This is a genomic window from Streptomyces sp. NPDC127595, from assembly GCF_042671685.1.
Lineage (GTDB): Bacteria > Actinomycetota > Actinomycetes > Streptomycetales > Streptomycetaceae > Streptomyces.
Map to the genome: position 1 here is coordinate 313564 of NZ_JBHXWK010000004.1, position 14580 is coordinate 328143.

11 protein-coding genes are annotated in these 14580 nt (G+C 72.0%); 1 reads left to right on the plus strand and 10 read right to left on the minus strand.

Features of this window, described 5'->3' with window-relative positions:
* Positions 1-92 precede the first annotated feature (92 nt).
* The 5 genes from ACFVKT_RS15580 to ACFVKT_RS15600 form a co-directional block, all read right to left on the minus strand.
* Complete coding sequence (locus ACFVKT_RS15580) at positions 93-1094, minus strand: SDR family NAD(P)-dependent oxidoreductase (RefSeq protein ID WP_385731582.1); 1002 nt, start codon at positions 1092-1094, stop codon at positions 93-95.
* A 155-nt stretch (positions 1095-1249) separates the two neighbouring features.
* Positions 1250-2599: a hypothetical protein gene (locus tag ACFVKT_RS15585; RefSeq protein ID WP_385731584.1), complete on the minus strand. Its 1350-nt coding sequence runs from the start codon at positions 2597-2599 to the stop codon at positions 1250-1252.
* Entirely contained in the window at positions 2596-4164 is a 1569-nt protein-coding gene (gene pelF / locus ACFVKT_RS15590) for a GT4 family glycosyltransferase PelF (RefSeq protein ID WP_385731586.1), read from the minus strand. Before pelF ends, ACFVKT_RS15585 begins: the two co-directional genes overlap by 4 nt.
* 115 nt (positions 4165-4279) lie before the next feature.
* The gene (locus ACFVKT_RS15595) at positions 4280-6457 is read right to left on the minus strand and encodes a hypothetical protein (RefSeq protein ID WP_385731589.1); all 2178 of its coding nucleotides are present in this window, start codon (positions 6455-6457) and stop codon (positions 4280-4282) included.
* A gap of 529 nt (positions 6458-6986) precedes the next feature.
* Positions 6987-7775, minus strand: a complete 789-nt coding sequence (locus ACFVKT_RS15600; RefSeq protein WP_385731591.1) for an MBL fold metallo-hydrolase — start codon at positions 7773-7775, stop codon at positions 6987-6989.
* A gap of 94 nt (positions 7776-7869) precedes the next feature.
* Here ACFVKT_RS15600 and ACFVKT_RS15605 point away from each other — a divergent pair, with 94 nt between their 5' ends.
* A complete protein-coding gene (locus ACFVKT_RS15605) occupies positions 7870-8481 on the plus strand; it encodes an ABATE domain-containing protein (protein WP_385731595.1) in 612 nt (203 codons plus the stop codon).
* A gap of 102 nt (positions 8482-8583) precedes the next feature.
* Here ACFVKT_RS15605 and ACFVKT_RS15610 read toward each other — a convergent pair whose 3' ends face one another.
* From ACFVKT_RS15610 to ACFVKT_RS15630, 5 genes are all read right to left on the minus strand, one after another.
* On the minus strand, positions 8584-9249 hold the full coding sequence (locus ACFVKT_RS15610; RefSeq protein WP_385731597.1) for a 4'-phosphopantetheinyl transferase family protein: 666 nt from the start codon (positions 9247-9249) through the stop codon (positions 8584-8586).
* A gap of 356 nt (positions 9250-9605) precedes the next feature.
* Positions 9606-10889, minus strand: a complete 1284-nt coding sequence (locus tag ACFVKT_RS15615; RefSeq protein WP_385731599.1) for an MFS transporter — start codon at positions 10887-10889, stop codon at positions 9606-9608.
* A 34-nt stretch (positions 10890-10923) separates the two neighbouring features.
* On the minus strand, positions 10924-12075 hold the full coding sequence (locus tag ACFVKT_RS15620; protein ID WP_385731601.1) for a polysaccharide deacetylase family protein: 1152 nt from the start codon (positions 12073-12075) through the stop codon (positions 10924-10926).
* The gene (locus ACFVKT_RS15625) at positions 12075-13445 is read right to left on the minus strand and encodes a condensation domain-containing protein (protein WP_385731602.1); all 1371 of its coding nucleotides are present in this window, start codon (positions 13443-13445) and stop codon (positions 12075-12077) included. The genes ACFVKT_RS15620 and ACFVKT_RS15625 overlap by 1 nt, the downstream gene beginning before the upstream one ends.
* Positions 13446-13725: 280 nt before the next feature.
* A complete protein-coding gene (locus ACFVKT_RS15630; RefSeq protein ID WP_385731604.1) occupies positions 13726-14544 on the minus strand; it encodes a hypothetical protein in 819 nt (272 codons plus the stop codon).
* Positions 14545-14580 lie beyond the last annotated feature (36 nt).

A 14580-nucleotide genomic window follows, 5' to 3' on the forward strand; every position in this document is an offset into this window, starting at 1 on the left:
TTGTCGGTCGGTCGGTCGGTTGGTTGGTTGGTTGGTCGAGTGGTCGGTCGACGGTCGGCCGGTCGGCCGTCGGCGCGGCATGGGACGAGTCGTCAGATGTTGTAGACGTTCGTCTTGTAGCGGGCGAGGTTCGCCGGGTCGCGGAAGAAGCCGATGGTCGCCTCCAGACCCTCTTCGAGGCTGTGGGCGGGCGCCCAGCCGGTGGCGGCGCGCAGCCGGGAGGCGTCGCAGACCAGCCGCATCACCTCCGATCCGGCGGGGCGGATGCGCTGCGCGTCCTCGCGGACCTCCAGGTCGGCTGCCATCAGCTTGCCGATCAGGGTGACCAGGTCACCGACCGAGATCTCGCCGCCCGTACCGGCGTTGAACGTCCTGCCCACGACGGCCTCGGCGGGCGCGGTGCCCACCGCGAGGAACGCCTGCGCGGTGTCCTTGGCGAAGGTGAAGTCCCGGGTGGGCCGCAGATCGCCCAGGGTGGGGGTCCGTTCCCCGGCCGCGACCTGCCCGATCACGGTCGGGATCACCGCCCGCATGGACTGGCGCGGCCCGAAGGTGTTGAACGGCCGCAGGGTGACCACCTGGGTGCCGAAGCTCGCGTGGTAGCTGTCGGCCAGCCGGTCACCGCCCGCCTTCGAAGCCGCGTACGGGGACTGGGTGTTGATCGGGTGGTCCTCGGTGATCGGCACCGTCTGGGCCGTGCCGTACGTCTCGCTGGTGGAGGTGTGCACCAGGCGCGGGATGTCGAGACGGCGGACCGTCTCCAGGATGTTGAGGGTGCCGGTGACGTTGGTGTCCACGTAACTGTGCGGGGCCTGGTAGGAGTACGGGATCGCGATCAGCGCCGCCAGGTGGTAGACGGCCTCCGTGCCGGTCAGCAGCCGGTCCACCGAGCCGGGGTCGCGTACGTCGCCGAGGACGACCTCGACACTGTCCATCACGTCCTGCGGCAGGGTCTCCAGCCAGCCGTAGGAGGAGAAGGAGTTGTACTGGGCCATCGCGCGCACCCGGTGCCCGGCGGCGACGAGCGCCTCGACCAGGTGCGAGCCGATGAAGCCCTCCGCTCCGGTGACGGCTACGGGTCCGGATTCGGTCACGGGTCTGTCTCCTCTGATGAGATCTGAATCTGAATCGGTCGGCCTGATGAATCTGGATCGGTCGGGCCCGCATGGGGTCACGGCGTTACCGGGGTTACTGCCTGTGCCGGATGTAGGGCCAGGGCGTCGCAGGACTACCGGTTGCCGGGGTCTGGTCAGCGGTGGGCCGTGATGCTGCCCATCCGGGTGTACGCGACCGCCAGGAGCACCGCAGTCGCGCAGCCGCAGGCCGCCAATTCGGCGGTCGCCGGGCTGAGCAGAGCCGGGGTCCGGTATGCCCCGCCCGACAGGGCCGTCTCGGCCACGGCGGCGGCGAGGCAGGCCACGGCGGACGGCCAGGCGATTCCGGCCGCCTGGAGCAGCAGGGCGACCCAGAGCGCCGCGCCGAGGGACAGCAGCGGCAGCGTCGGCACCCCGGTGACCAGTGCCGGGGCGGCGAGCACCGCGAGGTACGCGGTCAGGCACAGGGCGAGCACGCCGGCCGCCCGGAGCCGGAAACCCCGGGGGGTCCGGCTGTGCCGCAGAGCGGTGAGTGTCAGGCTCCGGTAGCGGTAGAGCAGCCACTCGGCCACGCCCATGCTCAGCGTCAGCACGACGGCGGCGGGCCTGCCCGCCGCCGGGGCCATCAGCGTCAGCGCCCCGCCGGCCAGGCCGAACAGGCCGTACGGGACGGAGGCGGTGAGCCGGGCGGTGCTCAGCGCCGCGGAGCCTGTGGTGCGCAGCGACCGTACGATCTCCCGTACCGCCGACAGTGCCGCCGCTGCGACGGTGGCCAGCAGCAGTACGGCGACCGTCGCCGGGCCGGGGCGCCACAGCGGTATGCAGGCCGCCCCGGCCGCCGTCGGCAGGAGCGCGATCAGCAGGTGCTGTTCGCGTCCCAGAACGAGCAGCGCCGTGGCCGCCGCCAGGTAGAGCGCCTCTCCCGCCGCGAAGGCCGAGACGGCGCCCGCCCCCGAGACGGCCAGTGCGGCCGCCGTCGCTGCCGTCACTCCGGCCGGAGCCCCGAGCAGCAGGCACCGCGCGGCCGCCCGCGGGCCGCCCGAGGCGAGCCGTACATAGGCGCGGTGGGCCAGTGCCTGGTTCCAGGCCCAGGCCACGAGTGCCGAGGCGGCGAGCCCGGCGACCCGGCCGGGCAGCAGCCCCGCGCCCAGGAGGTAGGCCAGCCCCGGCAGGCCGAAGAGCATCCCGCGCAGCAGGCACCGCCGCGGGCCGGCCCGCCACGGGTCGGACCCCGGTCCGGGGTCCGGGAAACGGCGCGGCACCCTGGCGTACAGCTCCTCGGCGACAGCGAACAGGTCTCGTCGCGAGTAGCGGGTGGTGATCTGTTCGTGCGTCAGTCCGTCGGCCTCCAGCACCGCCGCTATCTCGTCCGGGTGGACGGCGGCCCCGCACACGTCCGACAGCCGTTCGGCGAGCTCGTCGAGCGGGTCGTCGGCCCAGGCCGGCCGCTGCGGCGGGGTCGGCAGGCGCAGCAATACGGTTCGGTCGTCGCCGTACCGGGTCACCACTCACCTCCGGCCAGTCGGGCGCGCGGCGCCGGGTCCTCGGCCGGGCGCGTCCGGTACTCGCCCGCTGCCAGCGCGCCGTAGATCTCCCGGAAGGAGTCGATGGTGTGCCGGAGCGTGAACTGTTCGATGACCCTCAGCCGTGCGGCCTCGCCCATCCGGGCCCGGCGGGCCGGCGCGCGCAGCAGTTCCAGGGCTGCCCGTGCCATCGCCTCAGGTTCGCGCGGTGGTACGACGAGTCCGGCGTCGCCCACCGCCTCGCGAACCCCGCCGACGTCGGTGGAGACGGTGGCCCGGCCGCAGGACATGGCCTCGATGAGAGTGAAGGGGAAGCCCTCACTGATGCTGGAGAGCATGACCACGGTGCCCGCCGCGTAGGCGTCGCGGATGTCCTCCACCCGGCCCTCGAAGACCACCGCCTCGGCGATGCCCAGCTCCCGGCTGAGAGCCTGGCAGCGTTCTCGGTAGGCCTGGCCGCCACTGGGTGTGCCGCCGAACAGCCGCAACCGCGCCTGGGGAATCTCCCGGCGTACCAGGGCGAAGGCCCGGATCAGCGTTTCCAGGTCCTTGATGGGATCGACCCGCCCCGCCCAGGCCAGCGTGGGGGTCTCCGGTTCCGGACCGGCGGGAGGAAAGGCCCCGGGGTCCACGCCGTTGTAGACGGTACGGATCTTGTCGGGTGCGGTGCCGCCACGTTCCTCCCAGCGTCGGTTGTAGTGGTTTCCCGGCGTGACGAGCGCGGCGCGGGCGTAGGTCTCCTGTGCCAGCAGCCGGAAGAAGCCGAGCAGCAGTGCCTTCACCGGCCAGCGGTAGCCGCCGGCGACGTAACCGAGGTAGCGCTCACGCAGGTAGACGCCGTGTTCGGTGAGCAGCAGGGGCGTGCCGTGCAGGTGCCGGGCCAGCAGTCCGGGGAGGGCCGCGAGTCCGCCGCTGACGGCGTGGGTGATGCCGTGCCCTGGTGGGTCGGCCGCCAGCGGGCGCAGGGCGTGTTCCAGCAGGTCGGTCGCGGTCAGTACGTCGTGCATGGTCGGCCGGGCGGCACGGGTGGGTATGCCCCGACGGTTCCAGACGGCGGCCAGGGTGCGTAGCGCCTCCTCGGTGCGCAGTGCCGCCGTCAGTTCCCCGTACCGGGCCCGTGCCGCGAGGGCGTACAGCCCTGCGGAGAAGCGCTCCAGGGTGCTGGGGCCGATGTAGGAGCCGGGACCGGGACCAGGATCGAGGAGGGCCAGCAGGAACATCTCGTAGGTGTCGAGGAAGCCCCGCAGCCGTCGGCCACGCGGTGCGCGGCCGGTCGGCGTCGGTCCCCAAGTGGGTATGGAGACCACCTTGCTGACGTGCGCGGGCGTCTCCCAGGTGAGGGGCTCGCGGCCGTCACTCGTGACCGCGAGTACCTGGAAGTCCACGTCGGGCATGCCGTGGATGAGCTGGTCGCACCAGACGCTCACTCCGCCGTGGCTGTGCGGGTAGGTGCCCTCGGTGAGCATGGTGACGCGGGTCGCGCCGGTGTCGATGGCCGCGCCGGCCCTGGCGATGCCGAACGGCGGTGTGTCCCTGAATGCCGACATGGTGCGTTCTGTCCCTGCCAAGGTCCCGTATCCCTGTGTCCCCGTGTCCTGTTGTGCCTGTTCGGCCCGCTGGGACGGTGGTGCCCGCCGTGCTGGTCGCGCCCGCTGGTCACGGTCAGCGCTTGCGACGGACGGTGTCGCCGGGACCTGCCGGGACGGGGTCGGCCACACCGCTGGGCACACGCAGCGCGGGCGCCGGTGCGGCTGCCTTCGCGGTGCCGGTGACGGCGGGAACCGCGGGCGTGGCCTGCGTGGTCAGTTGCAGGGTGACCGAGGCCTGCAGCAGGCCGGGGGTGGTCCAGCCGGACAGCTGACCGGCGTATTCCGTGCCGAAGGCGGTGCTGCCGATCAGCTGCTTCTGGACGGTGCCGGCGGGCATCGTCGCGCCGGTCTGGGTACCGCTCGGCGAGCTGATGGTGACCGTGTTGCCGATCCGATAGGCGGTGACCTGGTTGTTCTTCACTGCGGCGGTCCAGGCGGCGCGGTACTTGAGCTCGGTCCCGATGTCCTTCAGCCGCAGATTGACCAGCGGGGTGTTGGCGGCGTAGAGGCTGGTGTAGTCGCCCAGGATCTTGTCCAGCACCGGGTAGGCGATGCGGTCCTCGGCGAGGTTCGACTGATGCATGTACACCGGCCGGGGGTCGTTGGAGAGCGCGTGCCCGAGGGCGATGCGGCTCTCCAGGGGGACGATGTACGACGTGTAGCCGGTCTGGGGGTCCAGCGGAGCGCTCAGGCAGGTGGTGGTCGAGGAGCCCTCGCAGACGCCGCTGCCGCCGTCGGCCCTGCTGGTGTAGATGAAGTTGTACTCGTCCACTTCCTCGGTCGCGCGGCCCACGTTGTAGTAGACGTTCATCGGGAAGCGCGGCGCGGTGAGGGCGGAGCCGATCTGGCGCTGCTGCGGGTCCCGGGAGTTGTCGCTGGCCAGCCACTTCACCCCGGTGGCGGTCAGGGACGGGCCCAGGTTGGGGTTGTCAGCGGGCTGCTGTGGCAGCACCTTCATCCCGGAGTGCTCACCGGTGACCAGTTCCGTGTTGTCGAGGGCGAGGCCCTTGCCGCTCGCCCAGGTACGGTTCTGGGTGATCTGCGAGGTGATGTCGGCCTGGCTGACCCACTGGATCTTTCCGCTCGCGTCGGTGGAGCACTTCCACGGCACCACGCTGACGTCCTGGACGCAGCCCAGGAACGGGTGCAGGTAGGTGTGGTTGACCCAGCGGAAGGCGCTCTTGTCGGCGATGAGCTGGGCCGCCGTCGGGTCGGCGCCGCCGTGTTCCGCCTTGTAGTCCTCGCTGCCGCCGCCGTTGAACACCATGTCCAGGGTGAGCCCGTGGGCGGCGGACCACTGCTTGACGTACTGGGCGTCCGCGGCCGTCATCCGGATCGGGTCGGGGGTGGCACCCCCGCCCGGGGCGCAGTCCACGTCTCCCGGGGTGCAGTTGAGCGAGGTGTTCCACCGGTCGTCGCCGAGGAGGACGTCGTCGACGTGGACCGCGAAGTAGTTGCGGTCGGCGCCCAGGTGGATGCCTTGGGTCAGCCACTCGACGATGCCCCGGCTGAGCAGCCGGTACTGCTCCTGGTACTGGTTGTAGACGAAGTTGACGACCAGTTCCCGGCGCCCGTCGTGGGCGTACTCGCCGACGAGCGAGCCGCGCGCGGAGCTGCCCGGGATCGGGGCGTCCACATAACTGGTGAACGTGGCCCCGGCCTGCTGTTGGGCGAGCGGCACGGCCAGATAGCCGTAACTCTCGGACACGTCGGGCGCGTTGTCCTCGAAGGGGACGTTCCCGTCGAGGTAGCCGAAGGGGCCGGCCTTTCCGGCGGACGTCACCTGGGCGGTGGCGCCGTCGAGCGAGCCGATGTACCCGGGCGCCTGCGCGTAGTTCAGGCCGACCTCGGGCCTGGCGTAGGTGTAGGCGTCGGCCTGCCGGATGCCGAAGGTCCGCTCGAAGGTCGCGAGGGCCGTCATCTCGGCGGAGCCGGCTCCGAACGGGTTGTCGTTCGGCAGTACGACGGCCTGGTACTTGGCCCTGGGCCGGCCGCTGACGGTGTCGCTGAGGAAGGTGGCGTTGATCTGCGGCCGCCCGCTGTCGGCGAGGTCGACCCTGGTGTACGGGGTACCCGCCGAGTCGAGTTCGGCGGTGATGGCCCCGGTGGCGGGACCTCCGTCATCGACGACGAGCACCTTCAGGTCGATCCTCGGCTCCAGCGTGGCCGCTCTCGCCGCTATGGGCGAGGTGACGAGTGTGAGCGCGGCAGCGCTGCCGCACACACCGGCTTTCCACAGCATGCGACGCATGATGAACTCCCCCCGGCGCCGCAGTTCGGTGCGGCACGGTATAGCAGTGGATCAGATTTCGATCAGATAGTGATAGAAATTGCGCAGAATTGCCTACTTGCGGACACGACCGTGCCAGAAGTGAATGCAACCGCGTATACGCGGATCCCCCGATTCCCGCGCCCCCATCGCCCAGAGGTATATCACCCCCTGATCCAACGACGAGGCTTACAGTCTGTTTAACAAGAGGCCCACGTGGGCCCATCCGACGGAATCAGGAGCATGGCATCACCCCCCACCACCGGGGCGAATGATCAAGAATATGCGCAGCTCAGAGCATATGCATTACGTAAGCGAAGGGCCGGGGAGAGCGTCGGAATCCCGCCCGCGATCTCGCCTACCGGCAACTAATCAGATCACCCGATGGTGCGATTCTGACGAGATGGCCGTGCGAATTGTTCCCGCATCCGCTAAACGACCCCGCACCCCCGGAATCCCCGGATCTGCCGGGGATCCCCGGATCCCCCGGATCCCCGGCAGATCCCTCAGCTCAGGCTCGCTGGATCCAGTCACGGTCCAGACGGTCGGTCAGACCGGCGGCGGCGAAAGCGGCCTCCAGCTCGTCGCGGCCCTCGGTGAAGTGGGCCCAGCTGTCGTGATGGACGGGAACGACTCGGCGGGCGCCGAGAATCCGGGTGGCCCGGGCGGCCTGGGCGCTGTCCAGAACGAGCAGTCCGCCGTCGAAAAGCACGGGGAATCGGGGGGCTCCGGCGAAGAGGAGGGCGGTGTCCACCGGGGAGAACCGCTCGGCGATCTCCCCGACCGCTTCGAGGGAGGCATTGTCACCACTGACGTAGACCGTGGGCAGACCCTCGCCGGCCAGGACGAAACCGACGACCTGTCCGGTGAGCGGCTCGACCTCCTCGCGCGGACCCGGCCCGTGGACGGCGGGGACGCCGGTGACGGTGATCGTGCCGCCGCCGGGCCGGTCCAGCTCGACGGACTCCCAGTCGGCCAGGCCCTTGGCCTTCGCACCAAGGCGCTTGCCACCGCCAGGCGTGGTGAGGACGAGCGGGACGTCGGCAAGCAGGGCGCGACCGGAGGTGTCGAGGTTGTCGGCGTGCTGATCGTGCGAGAGCAGGACCACGTCGAGGGGGCCCAGGTCAGCGGGGGTGGCGATGGAGGGGGCGGTCTTGGTCAGCGTCGGGCCGGGCGCGTGGTAGTCACCGGGGCCGTCGAAGGTCGGGTCGGTCAGGAAGTGCAGGCCGCCGTACTCGAAGAGGGCGGTGGGGCCTCCGAGGACGCGGACCGGGAACTGAGCGGCGCCGTGCTGGGACATGCCAAAACCTCGTTTCTCACGGACAAGTTCCGTATTTTCCGTGACGTCAGACTAGGTGGGCATCACGGAAAAATGCAAGCGATACCATGAGGACGTGAAAGAGACCGCCGCCGCTGCCGACATCACACGGACCGTCCTCCCCCCGGCTCCGGGTGCCGACCGCTACCGCTCCCTGGACTTCGCCGACACCGCCTCGACCCTGGCCGCCGGCCAGAGCTACGACCTGCTCGACACCCCGGAATCCGCGATGCGCTGGCTCGCCACCCACGACCTGACCTCGCCCGACGTGCGGCTGTACGAGGTGTGCGCACAGCGGATGCGGACCCTCCGCGGCCATGTGCGGGCCCTGTTCGCGGCCCGCGTCGACGGCACCGCCCCACCTCAGGAATCTCTCGCGGCAGCGAACGAGGCACTCAAGGCCGCCCCCACCGCGCCCCTCCTCGCCTGGGACGGAGCACAGGGGCTGCACCGAATCCAGGCCCACCCCACCGACCAGGCCGTCAACCATGCCCTGGCGACCCTCGCCGCCGACGCCGCCGACCTGCTCACCGGCCCCGACGCCGAACTCCTCGCCGCCTGCGGGTCCGCACCCTGCGACCGGTTCCTCCTGCGCACCCACGGACGGCGCCACTGGTGCTCCACCCGCTGCGGCGACCGCGCCCGCGCCGCCCGCGCCTACGCCCGGCGCAGCAGCACCTCGGCCTGACACGCACGGTGAGCCAGGGCCTTGCCGGTGGGGGGGACGGTCACGCCCTGGTCACCCTCGTCATCAAGGCAACCCACTGCCTGATGCCGGCCGGCGCAGGCTTCAGGCTTCGCTTTCTCCGTCCCGGGCCGGCCGCTCCGTCCAGGCGCAGCTGAGCGGTACCGGCCGGCGGTGGCGAGGGGCGGACCAGTGGACGTGCTCCCAGTGGCCGGTCCGCTGTCCGAGGGTCACCGGGACGATCCAGGGGCGGCCGGAGAGGCCCGTGCCGACGGCCTTCACGCAGGCCTCCTTGGCGGTGAAGATCCAGGCGAACTCACGCCGGCGCCTGTCCTCGGGCAGGAGGGCCAGGGTTTCGGCGTCTTCGGGCGAGCAGCAGAACCGCAGCATCCGGTCGCTGACGCGGGACGGGATCTGTACGTCGATACCGACGTCGCGGTCCCGGCCGACGGCCGCGGCGGCCCAGCCGGAGGAGTGCGAGAGGCTCACGCCCAGGCCGGGACGGTCGGGCAGGTACGGCCGGCCACTCCGGCGTGCGGCGACGGGCCCGGCCCGGATGTCCTCGCCGATCTCCCGGAGCAGGGCCCGCAGCAGGGTCCGTGAAGCGGCGTGCTCCACGGCGCGCCACGGCGGCAGGTCCGAAGCCGCCGCCTGGTCCATCGCTGCGACGGGCAGCGTCTCCAGGATCTCCTCGTTCCGGGCGACCAGGTAGTGCACGCCCTCGGCTGCCGTGCGCAGCCGTGTTTCCCACCGCACCGTCGACGCGCTCATCGGGACACCTCGGCGGGCAGTGGTGGCGGTCGGTCGCGCACGGATGGCCAGGGTGCGGACGGCCGGGTGCGCTCGGGCAAGGCCGACCTCCGGATCGACGAGACCGAGAGCATCCAGGGCCGGCCGTCGGCTTGCCGAAGGGTCGGCCCCGGCCCGGACCGAGGAGACCGAGAGCATCCAGGGCCGGCCGTCGGCTTGCCCAAAGGCCGGCCCCCGCCCGGACCGAGGAGACCGAGAGCATCCAGGACCAGCCGTCGGCTTGCCCAAAGGCCGGCCCCGGCCCGGACCGAGGAGCGAGGGCATCCGGGGCCGACCATCGGTTTCTGCGGGTCGGCCCCGGTCCGGTCCGGTGTCATTCAGGCGCGCTCCGGTGCCCGGCGCAGGCTGCGGATCGGACGGGCGGCCAGGAGGGCGGCGGCGGTGAGGAAGGCGACGACGACTCCCACCATGAGCACCTCGTCGGTGCCGAACGCGTCGACGGCGGGGCCGGCCAGCGCGCTGCCGATCGGATACATACCGACGGAGCCCGCGACCTCGTAGGCGTGGACGCGGTTGAGTACCTCGCCCGGCACCTGGGTCTGGACGCTCGTGGCCCACATGACGCCCCAGACGCCGATCCCGACCCCGACCGCGACCTGGGCGGCGGCGAGCATCCAGACCGGCCAGCCGAGCACGATGCCCAGCGGGTAGAGCGGGTAGGCCATCATCGCCACGGCCCCGGCGGCGAGCGGCCGTTCGGGCTTGTAGCGGATCGCCAGCAGACCACCGGCGACGGTGCCGGCGCCCAACGCGGCATTGACCAGGCCGAAGGCGCTCGCGCCGTGCTCCGGCACGATGACGCCGGCGGCCACCGAGAGCTGCGGGCCCCAGGAGAGCACCGCGTAGAACATCCAGATCAGGATGACGCCCCAGAGCCAGCTGCGGGAGCGGAACTCCTGCCAGCCGACCACGAGGTTGCGCCACAGGCTCTCGCCGGCGGGCGGGGCGGGCACCACTCCGAGCCGGAGCGCGAACAGGCAGATCGCACTGGTCCCGTAGGCGACGGCGGAGATCACCATCACCCAGCCGGTGGACCCGAACCCGACCAGGGTGCCGGCCAGTGCCGGGCCGCCGAGGCCGGTGATCGCCTCGGACGTGCGCAGCACCCCGTTGGCGCCCTGCACGTCCCGGGACACCAGCGGGACGGTGGAGGAGGCGCCCGGCTGGAACAGCGCGTTGGCGGTACCGGCCACCACCAACAGCCCGTAGAGCTGCCAGAGATGGTCGATGCCATGGATGAAGAGGAGGGCGAGCAGCACGTGGGCGGTGAGGTTGGCCAGATCCGCGATGATCATCATCCGGCGGGCGGTGAACCGGTCGGCGAGCACCCCGCCGAACAGGACCAGGCCGGCGAACGGGGCGACCAGGAAGGCCATCGAGTATCCCGCGGTGCTCAGGCCGTACCCGCCGCTGAGCAGACCCGCCGCGACCGCGACCGGCAGCATGGCCCAGCTGAGCAGACCCGCGCTGCGGGCGACGAAGTAGTACCGGAAGTTACGGGACCAGATCGCCGGCTCCCCCGGCGAGGGCGCCCCGCCGGGCCCGTCCTTCGTCTGCGGGGACGCCACCGCCGCCGGGTGATCCGCCAAGCGTTCTTCCATAGTCCTTCAGTCCTTCGGTCGTTGATCGTGATCGTCATCGGTCGAGCGACCGCGTGCCGTCCGTTCCGTCCGTTCCGTCGGTCCCGTCCGCGCCGTCGGTGCCGTCGGTGCCGTCGGTGCCGTCGGTGCCGTCGGTGCCGTCGGTGCCGTCGGTGCCGGTGGGTGCGGGCAGTTCCGCCACGGGGACCAGTTCCAGGCCGCGTTCGAGCAGGCCCTCGACGATCGACGGAAGGGCCTGCACGGTCTGGCCGCGATCGCCGGCGCCCTCGTGCATCAGCACCACCGAGCCGGGTCCGGCGGCCTCCAGGACGGTCGCGGCGATCCGCTCCGGCCCCGGCCTCGACCAGTCGCGGGTGTCCACGTCCCACATCGTCAGGCTGGTCGCATGGCCCTCAAGGGCGTCCAGCACCTCGGGGCTCAGGGCGCCGTACGGCGGCCGGAACCGGGTCGGAGCCGTGCCGGTCACCCGGTCCACCACCTCCGCCGTACGGTCGATCTGCTCGCGCAGTTGGTCCGGCGTCAGGTCGAACAGGAAGGGGTGCGACCAGGAGTGGTTGCCCACCTCGTGGCCGGCCGCGGCGATCCGGCGTACCAGGTCGGGCAGTGCGGCGACATGGTGACCCACGCAGAAAAAGGTGGCCCGGGCTCCGTAGCGGTCCAGGATCTCCAGCACCTGGCGGGTGTGCACCGGGTCGGGTCCGTCGTCGAAGGTGAGCGCGACCCGTGGGGTGTCCCGGCGGCCGTGCTCGAAGCAGCGGCCCGCCGCTGTCAGCGCCGCCAGGATCGGCTCGCCGCGCCGCACGCCTTCGAAGTACTCCTCGGCGCGGCCGGTGAGGGTGCCTCCCTCGGCGGTCACCCGGGCCAGCGCGCCGGGCGCGGCCCGGGCCTGCTCCGCCAGCTGTCCGGCCGGGACGGAGCCGAACCGTGGCCGCGGCGGCAGCAGCCAGGGATCCGCGCGGTACACCTCCAGACCGGCCGCGGTCATCGGGCCGTCGAGGAGGCCGTTGGTACTGTCCAGGACCACGGCCGGCGCCCCGTCTTCCAAGTCCCGTAGCCAGGCGATGAGTTCGGCGACCTGGGCGCCGCCCCAGCCGCTCGGCTCCACCACCCGGTGCCCCACGCCGTCCAGTATCTCGACCCGGTAGCCCTCGCCCGTCCAGGCGATTCCCGCGTATCGCTTGCTCATCAGTCCCCCAGAGCGATCGCCTCGGCGACGACCAGCCGCTCGACCCCGCGAAGGAACTGCTCCATCCCCTCGCGGCTGATGACCGCCGGGTCGGCGGTCATGGCGAGGTCCAGGGCGCCCGGGGCGGTCAGCGCGTCCACCGCCATCGAGACGTTCTTACGGGCCGGGAACTGCGTCGGCCAGGTCAGCTCGGTCCGGCCGATCAGCTCGCCCAGCGCGGCCCGTGGTTTCTCGACGGTGTCGAACGGCCCGACGCCGGGGTCGCGGGTGTCGTTCCACCAGTACGAGTGGTCGGCCGCCTCGCCCTTCTCGACCAGTTGCGCCACCTCACGGTCGAGCGCCCACTTGTCGTACGCGGCGTGCCGGAACGCGCTGAACGCGACGGACCGGGTCCGCCGTACCGCGTCCGCGAAGTCCCGGTCCGCGTCCGTGAGTCGGAACAGGGCCTCCTGTGCCACAGTGCTCACCGCCGCGGCGGCGGCCGGCTGGAAGCGGTTGCCCACCACCACCTGGAACAGCACGTCGCTGCTCCCGGACATCCTGGCCAACTGGTGGGAGACCGCGCCCAGCAGCACCGCGGCGTCGCTCACCTCGAGTTCCGCCGCCACCTTCCCGACGGCGATCGCGAGCGCGGGCGAGCGGAGCAGCGCGTTGGGGAACAGCCGGTTCGGATCGGCCGCGAGTTCCGGCGCCGCGGGGCGGAGGAATATCTGCCGGGGTCCCGAGGTCAGTTGCTCGATCCAGTAGCGGCGGGCCGCCTCGTCCCGGCGCCGGCCGAGCGGCGATGCCTGGAGCTCGGCACCCTCCAGGGGCTGAAGTGCGGGGCGTGCCAGGCGCAGCGACTCGGCGGTCTCCCCCGCTTCGATCGACTCCAGGTCGCGGAGCAGCCGGCCAAGACCCCAGTAGTCCATACCGGTGTGCGCCCCGGCCAGCACCAGCCGGTGGACCAAGCCTTCGCTCTCCACCAGGCCGACCCTCAGGGGCCACTCCCGTGTGTGGTCGAAGGAGCGCCCGGCCAGCTCCTTGAGCAGACCGGCGCTGACTTCCGGAGCCTGCTCGGCCGAGCACGTCCGGATCTCGACCGGAAGCTCGCCGCTGCCGTCGACGACCTGCTCCAGACCGTCCTCGCCGGTCGGCAGGAACCTGGTGTGCAGGCTGTCGTGGAGCAGCAGCAGCTCCGTCAGGTCCGCCAGTACGCGGGACACCGGGCGGGGTGGCGATACGGGGAGGTCGACCGGCAGGTTGTACCGGGGGGCGTCGTCTCCGAGCCGGGTGACGACCCCCCAGATCGCCCGCTGCCCCCAGGTCGCCGGGCCGGTCCCGGCCCTCGCGGAGTCCAGCCTGATGGTCCGCGCCTCAGCCGTGGTCATCGTCTTCCCACCTTCCCTTCGATTACCTCGTCCGATGTCTGTCGCAGCGGGACCGAACGCGGCGAACCGGCTGGCCGCCCGGGCCCAGTGCGTACGGCCGGCCCGCATGCGTCTCCGACCGGGCGCCCGCGCGGGGGCGGACGTGCGGTGGAGGTCACGCGGAGGCGCCCGCGCGGTAGCGGTCACGCGGTGGCGGTCGTGGTCGTGGTCGTGGTCGGCTGAGAACGCCTCGGCCCTCGGGGCGAGTTCGGCCCGCCCGCCGCGACCGGCCCCCGCGGAGTTACCCCTCCCCGTTCGCGAAGAGCGCCGCGTGACTGCGGCCGGAGAGCGGGTCGGTGTCGCACAGCACGATCCGCCGGTAGGTCTGCTGCCACTCCTGCCAGTGGTCGGCCAGCTCCAGCCAGAGGCTGGTGCAGTAGCTGCCCGGGGCCACCCGGTGCACCGCGGTGCGCTCCGGGATGTCCTCGGTGACCCAGGGGCCGAGCACCAGCAGCGTGCCGTCCTCCCCGAGGTCCCGGCCCGCAGCGCCCTCGCCGAGGACGGCTGCCGTCGAACCGGCCGAGTGCGCCCGGACGAACCGCAGGCCGGCCTCGGCCGAGTCCCCGAGGACCAGCGCCGCGGCCGAGTCGACCAGCGGGGTCTCCTGGACCAGCGGGAAGGCCGTCGGCAGCGTGGTCTGTTCCAGCACCGCCAGCACGACCTCCGCGGCCCGCCCAGCCCGGTGGTACGCCGAGGCGATCCGCAGCGCGGTGAAAGGTGCGGCCAGGCCCTGTTGGCCGATCGCGAAGTTGGCCGCACGGCCGCCGAGGCGGTCGGTCAGGTAGGGCGAGACGGCGGTGAACGGCACCACGTCCGGAAGGGCGTGGGTGACGATCAGCAGCTCCGGCCGGCTCCCGCCGACACCGTCGTCGGCCACGAGCAGGTCCGCGAGGTCCCGGTGGTGGACGTGCGAGCCGCGGCTCAGCAGCTCCTCGTCCGGCTTCTCACCGAAGGGAGTGAGCAGGTCGCGGTAGTAGTCGAGCGCGGCCGGGCTGCCGCCCGGTGCCCGGCCCTGCGGCGAGCGCACCGCCGCCGCGGCCCGGACGGCGAGTCCGCTCATGACGTCCCCTCTTCTGCGGCCCGGACTGCAAGTCCG

Bases quoted from the DNA above. Each gene is read 5' to 3' on its own strand.
- pelF (WP_385731586.1), bottom strand. From the start codon at position 4,164: ATGTCGGCATTCAGGGACACACCGCCGTTCGGCATCGCCAGGGCCGGC.
- ACFVKT_RS15595 (WP_385731589.1), bottom strand. From the start codon at position 6,457: ATGCGTCGCATGCTGTGGAAAGCCGGTGTGTGCGGCAGCGCTGCCGCG.
- ACFVKT_RS15600 (WP_385731591.1), bottom strand. From the start codon at position 7,775: ATGTCCCAGCACGGCGCCGCTCAGTTCCCGGTCCGCGTCCTCGGAGGC.
- ACFVKT_RS15610 (WP_385731597.1), bottom strand. From the start codon at position 9,249: ATGAGCGCGTCGACGGTGCGGTGGGAAACACGGCTGCGCACGGCAGCC.
- ACFVKT_RS15615 (WP_385731599.1), bottom strand. From the start codon at position 10,889: ATGGAAGAACGCTTGGCGGATCACCCGGCGGCGGTGGCGTCCCCGCAG.
- ACFVKT_RS15620 (WP_385731601.1), bottom strand. From the start codon at position 12,075: ATGAGCAAGCGATACGCGGGAATCGCCTGGACGGGCGAGGGCTACCGG.
- ACFVKT_RS15625 (WP_385731602.1), bottom strand. From the start codon at position 13,445: ATGACCACGGCTGAGGCGCGGACCATCAGGCTGGACTCCGCGAGGGCC.
- ACFVKT_RS15630 (WP_385731604.1), bottom strand. From the start codon at position 14,544: ATGAGCGGACTCGCCGTCCGGGCCGCGGCGGCGGTGCGCTCGCCGCAG.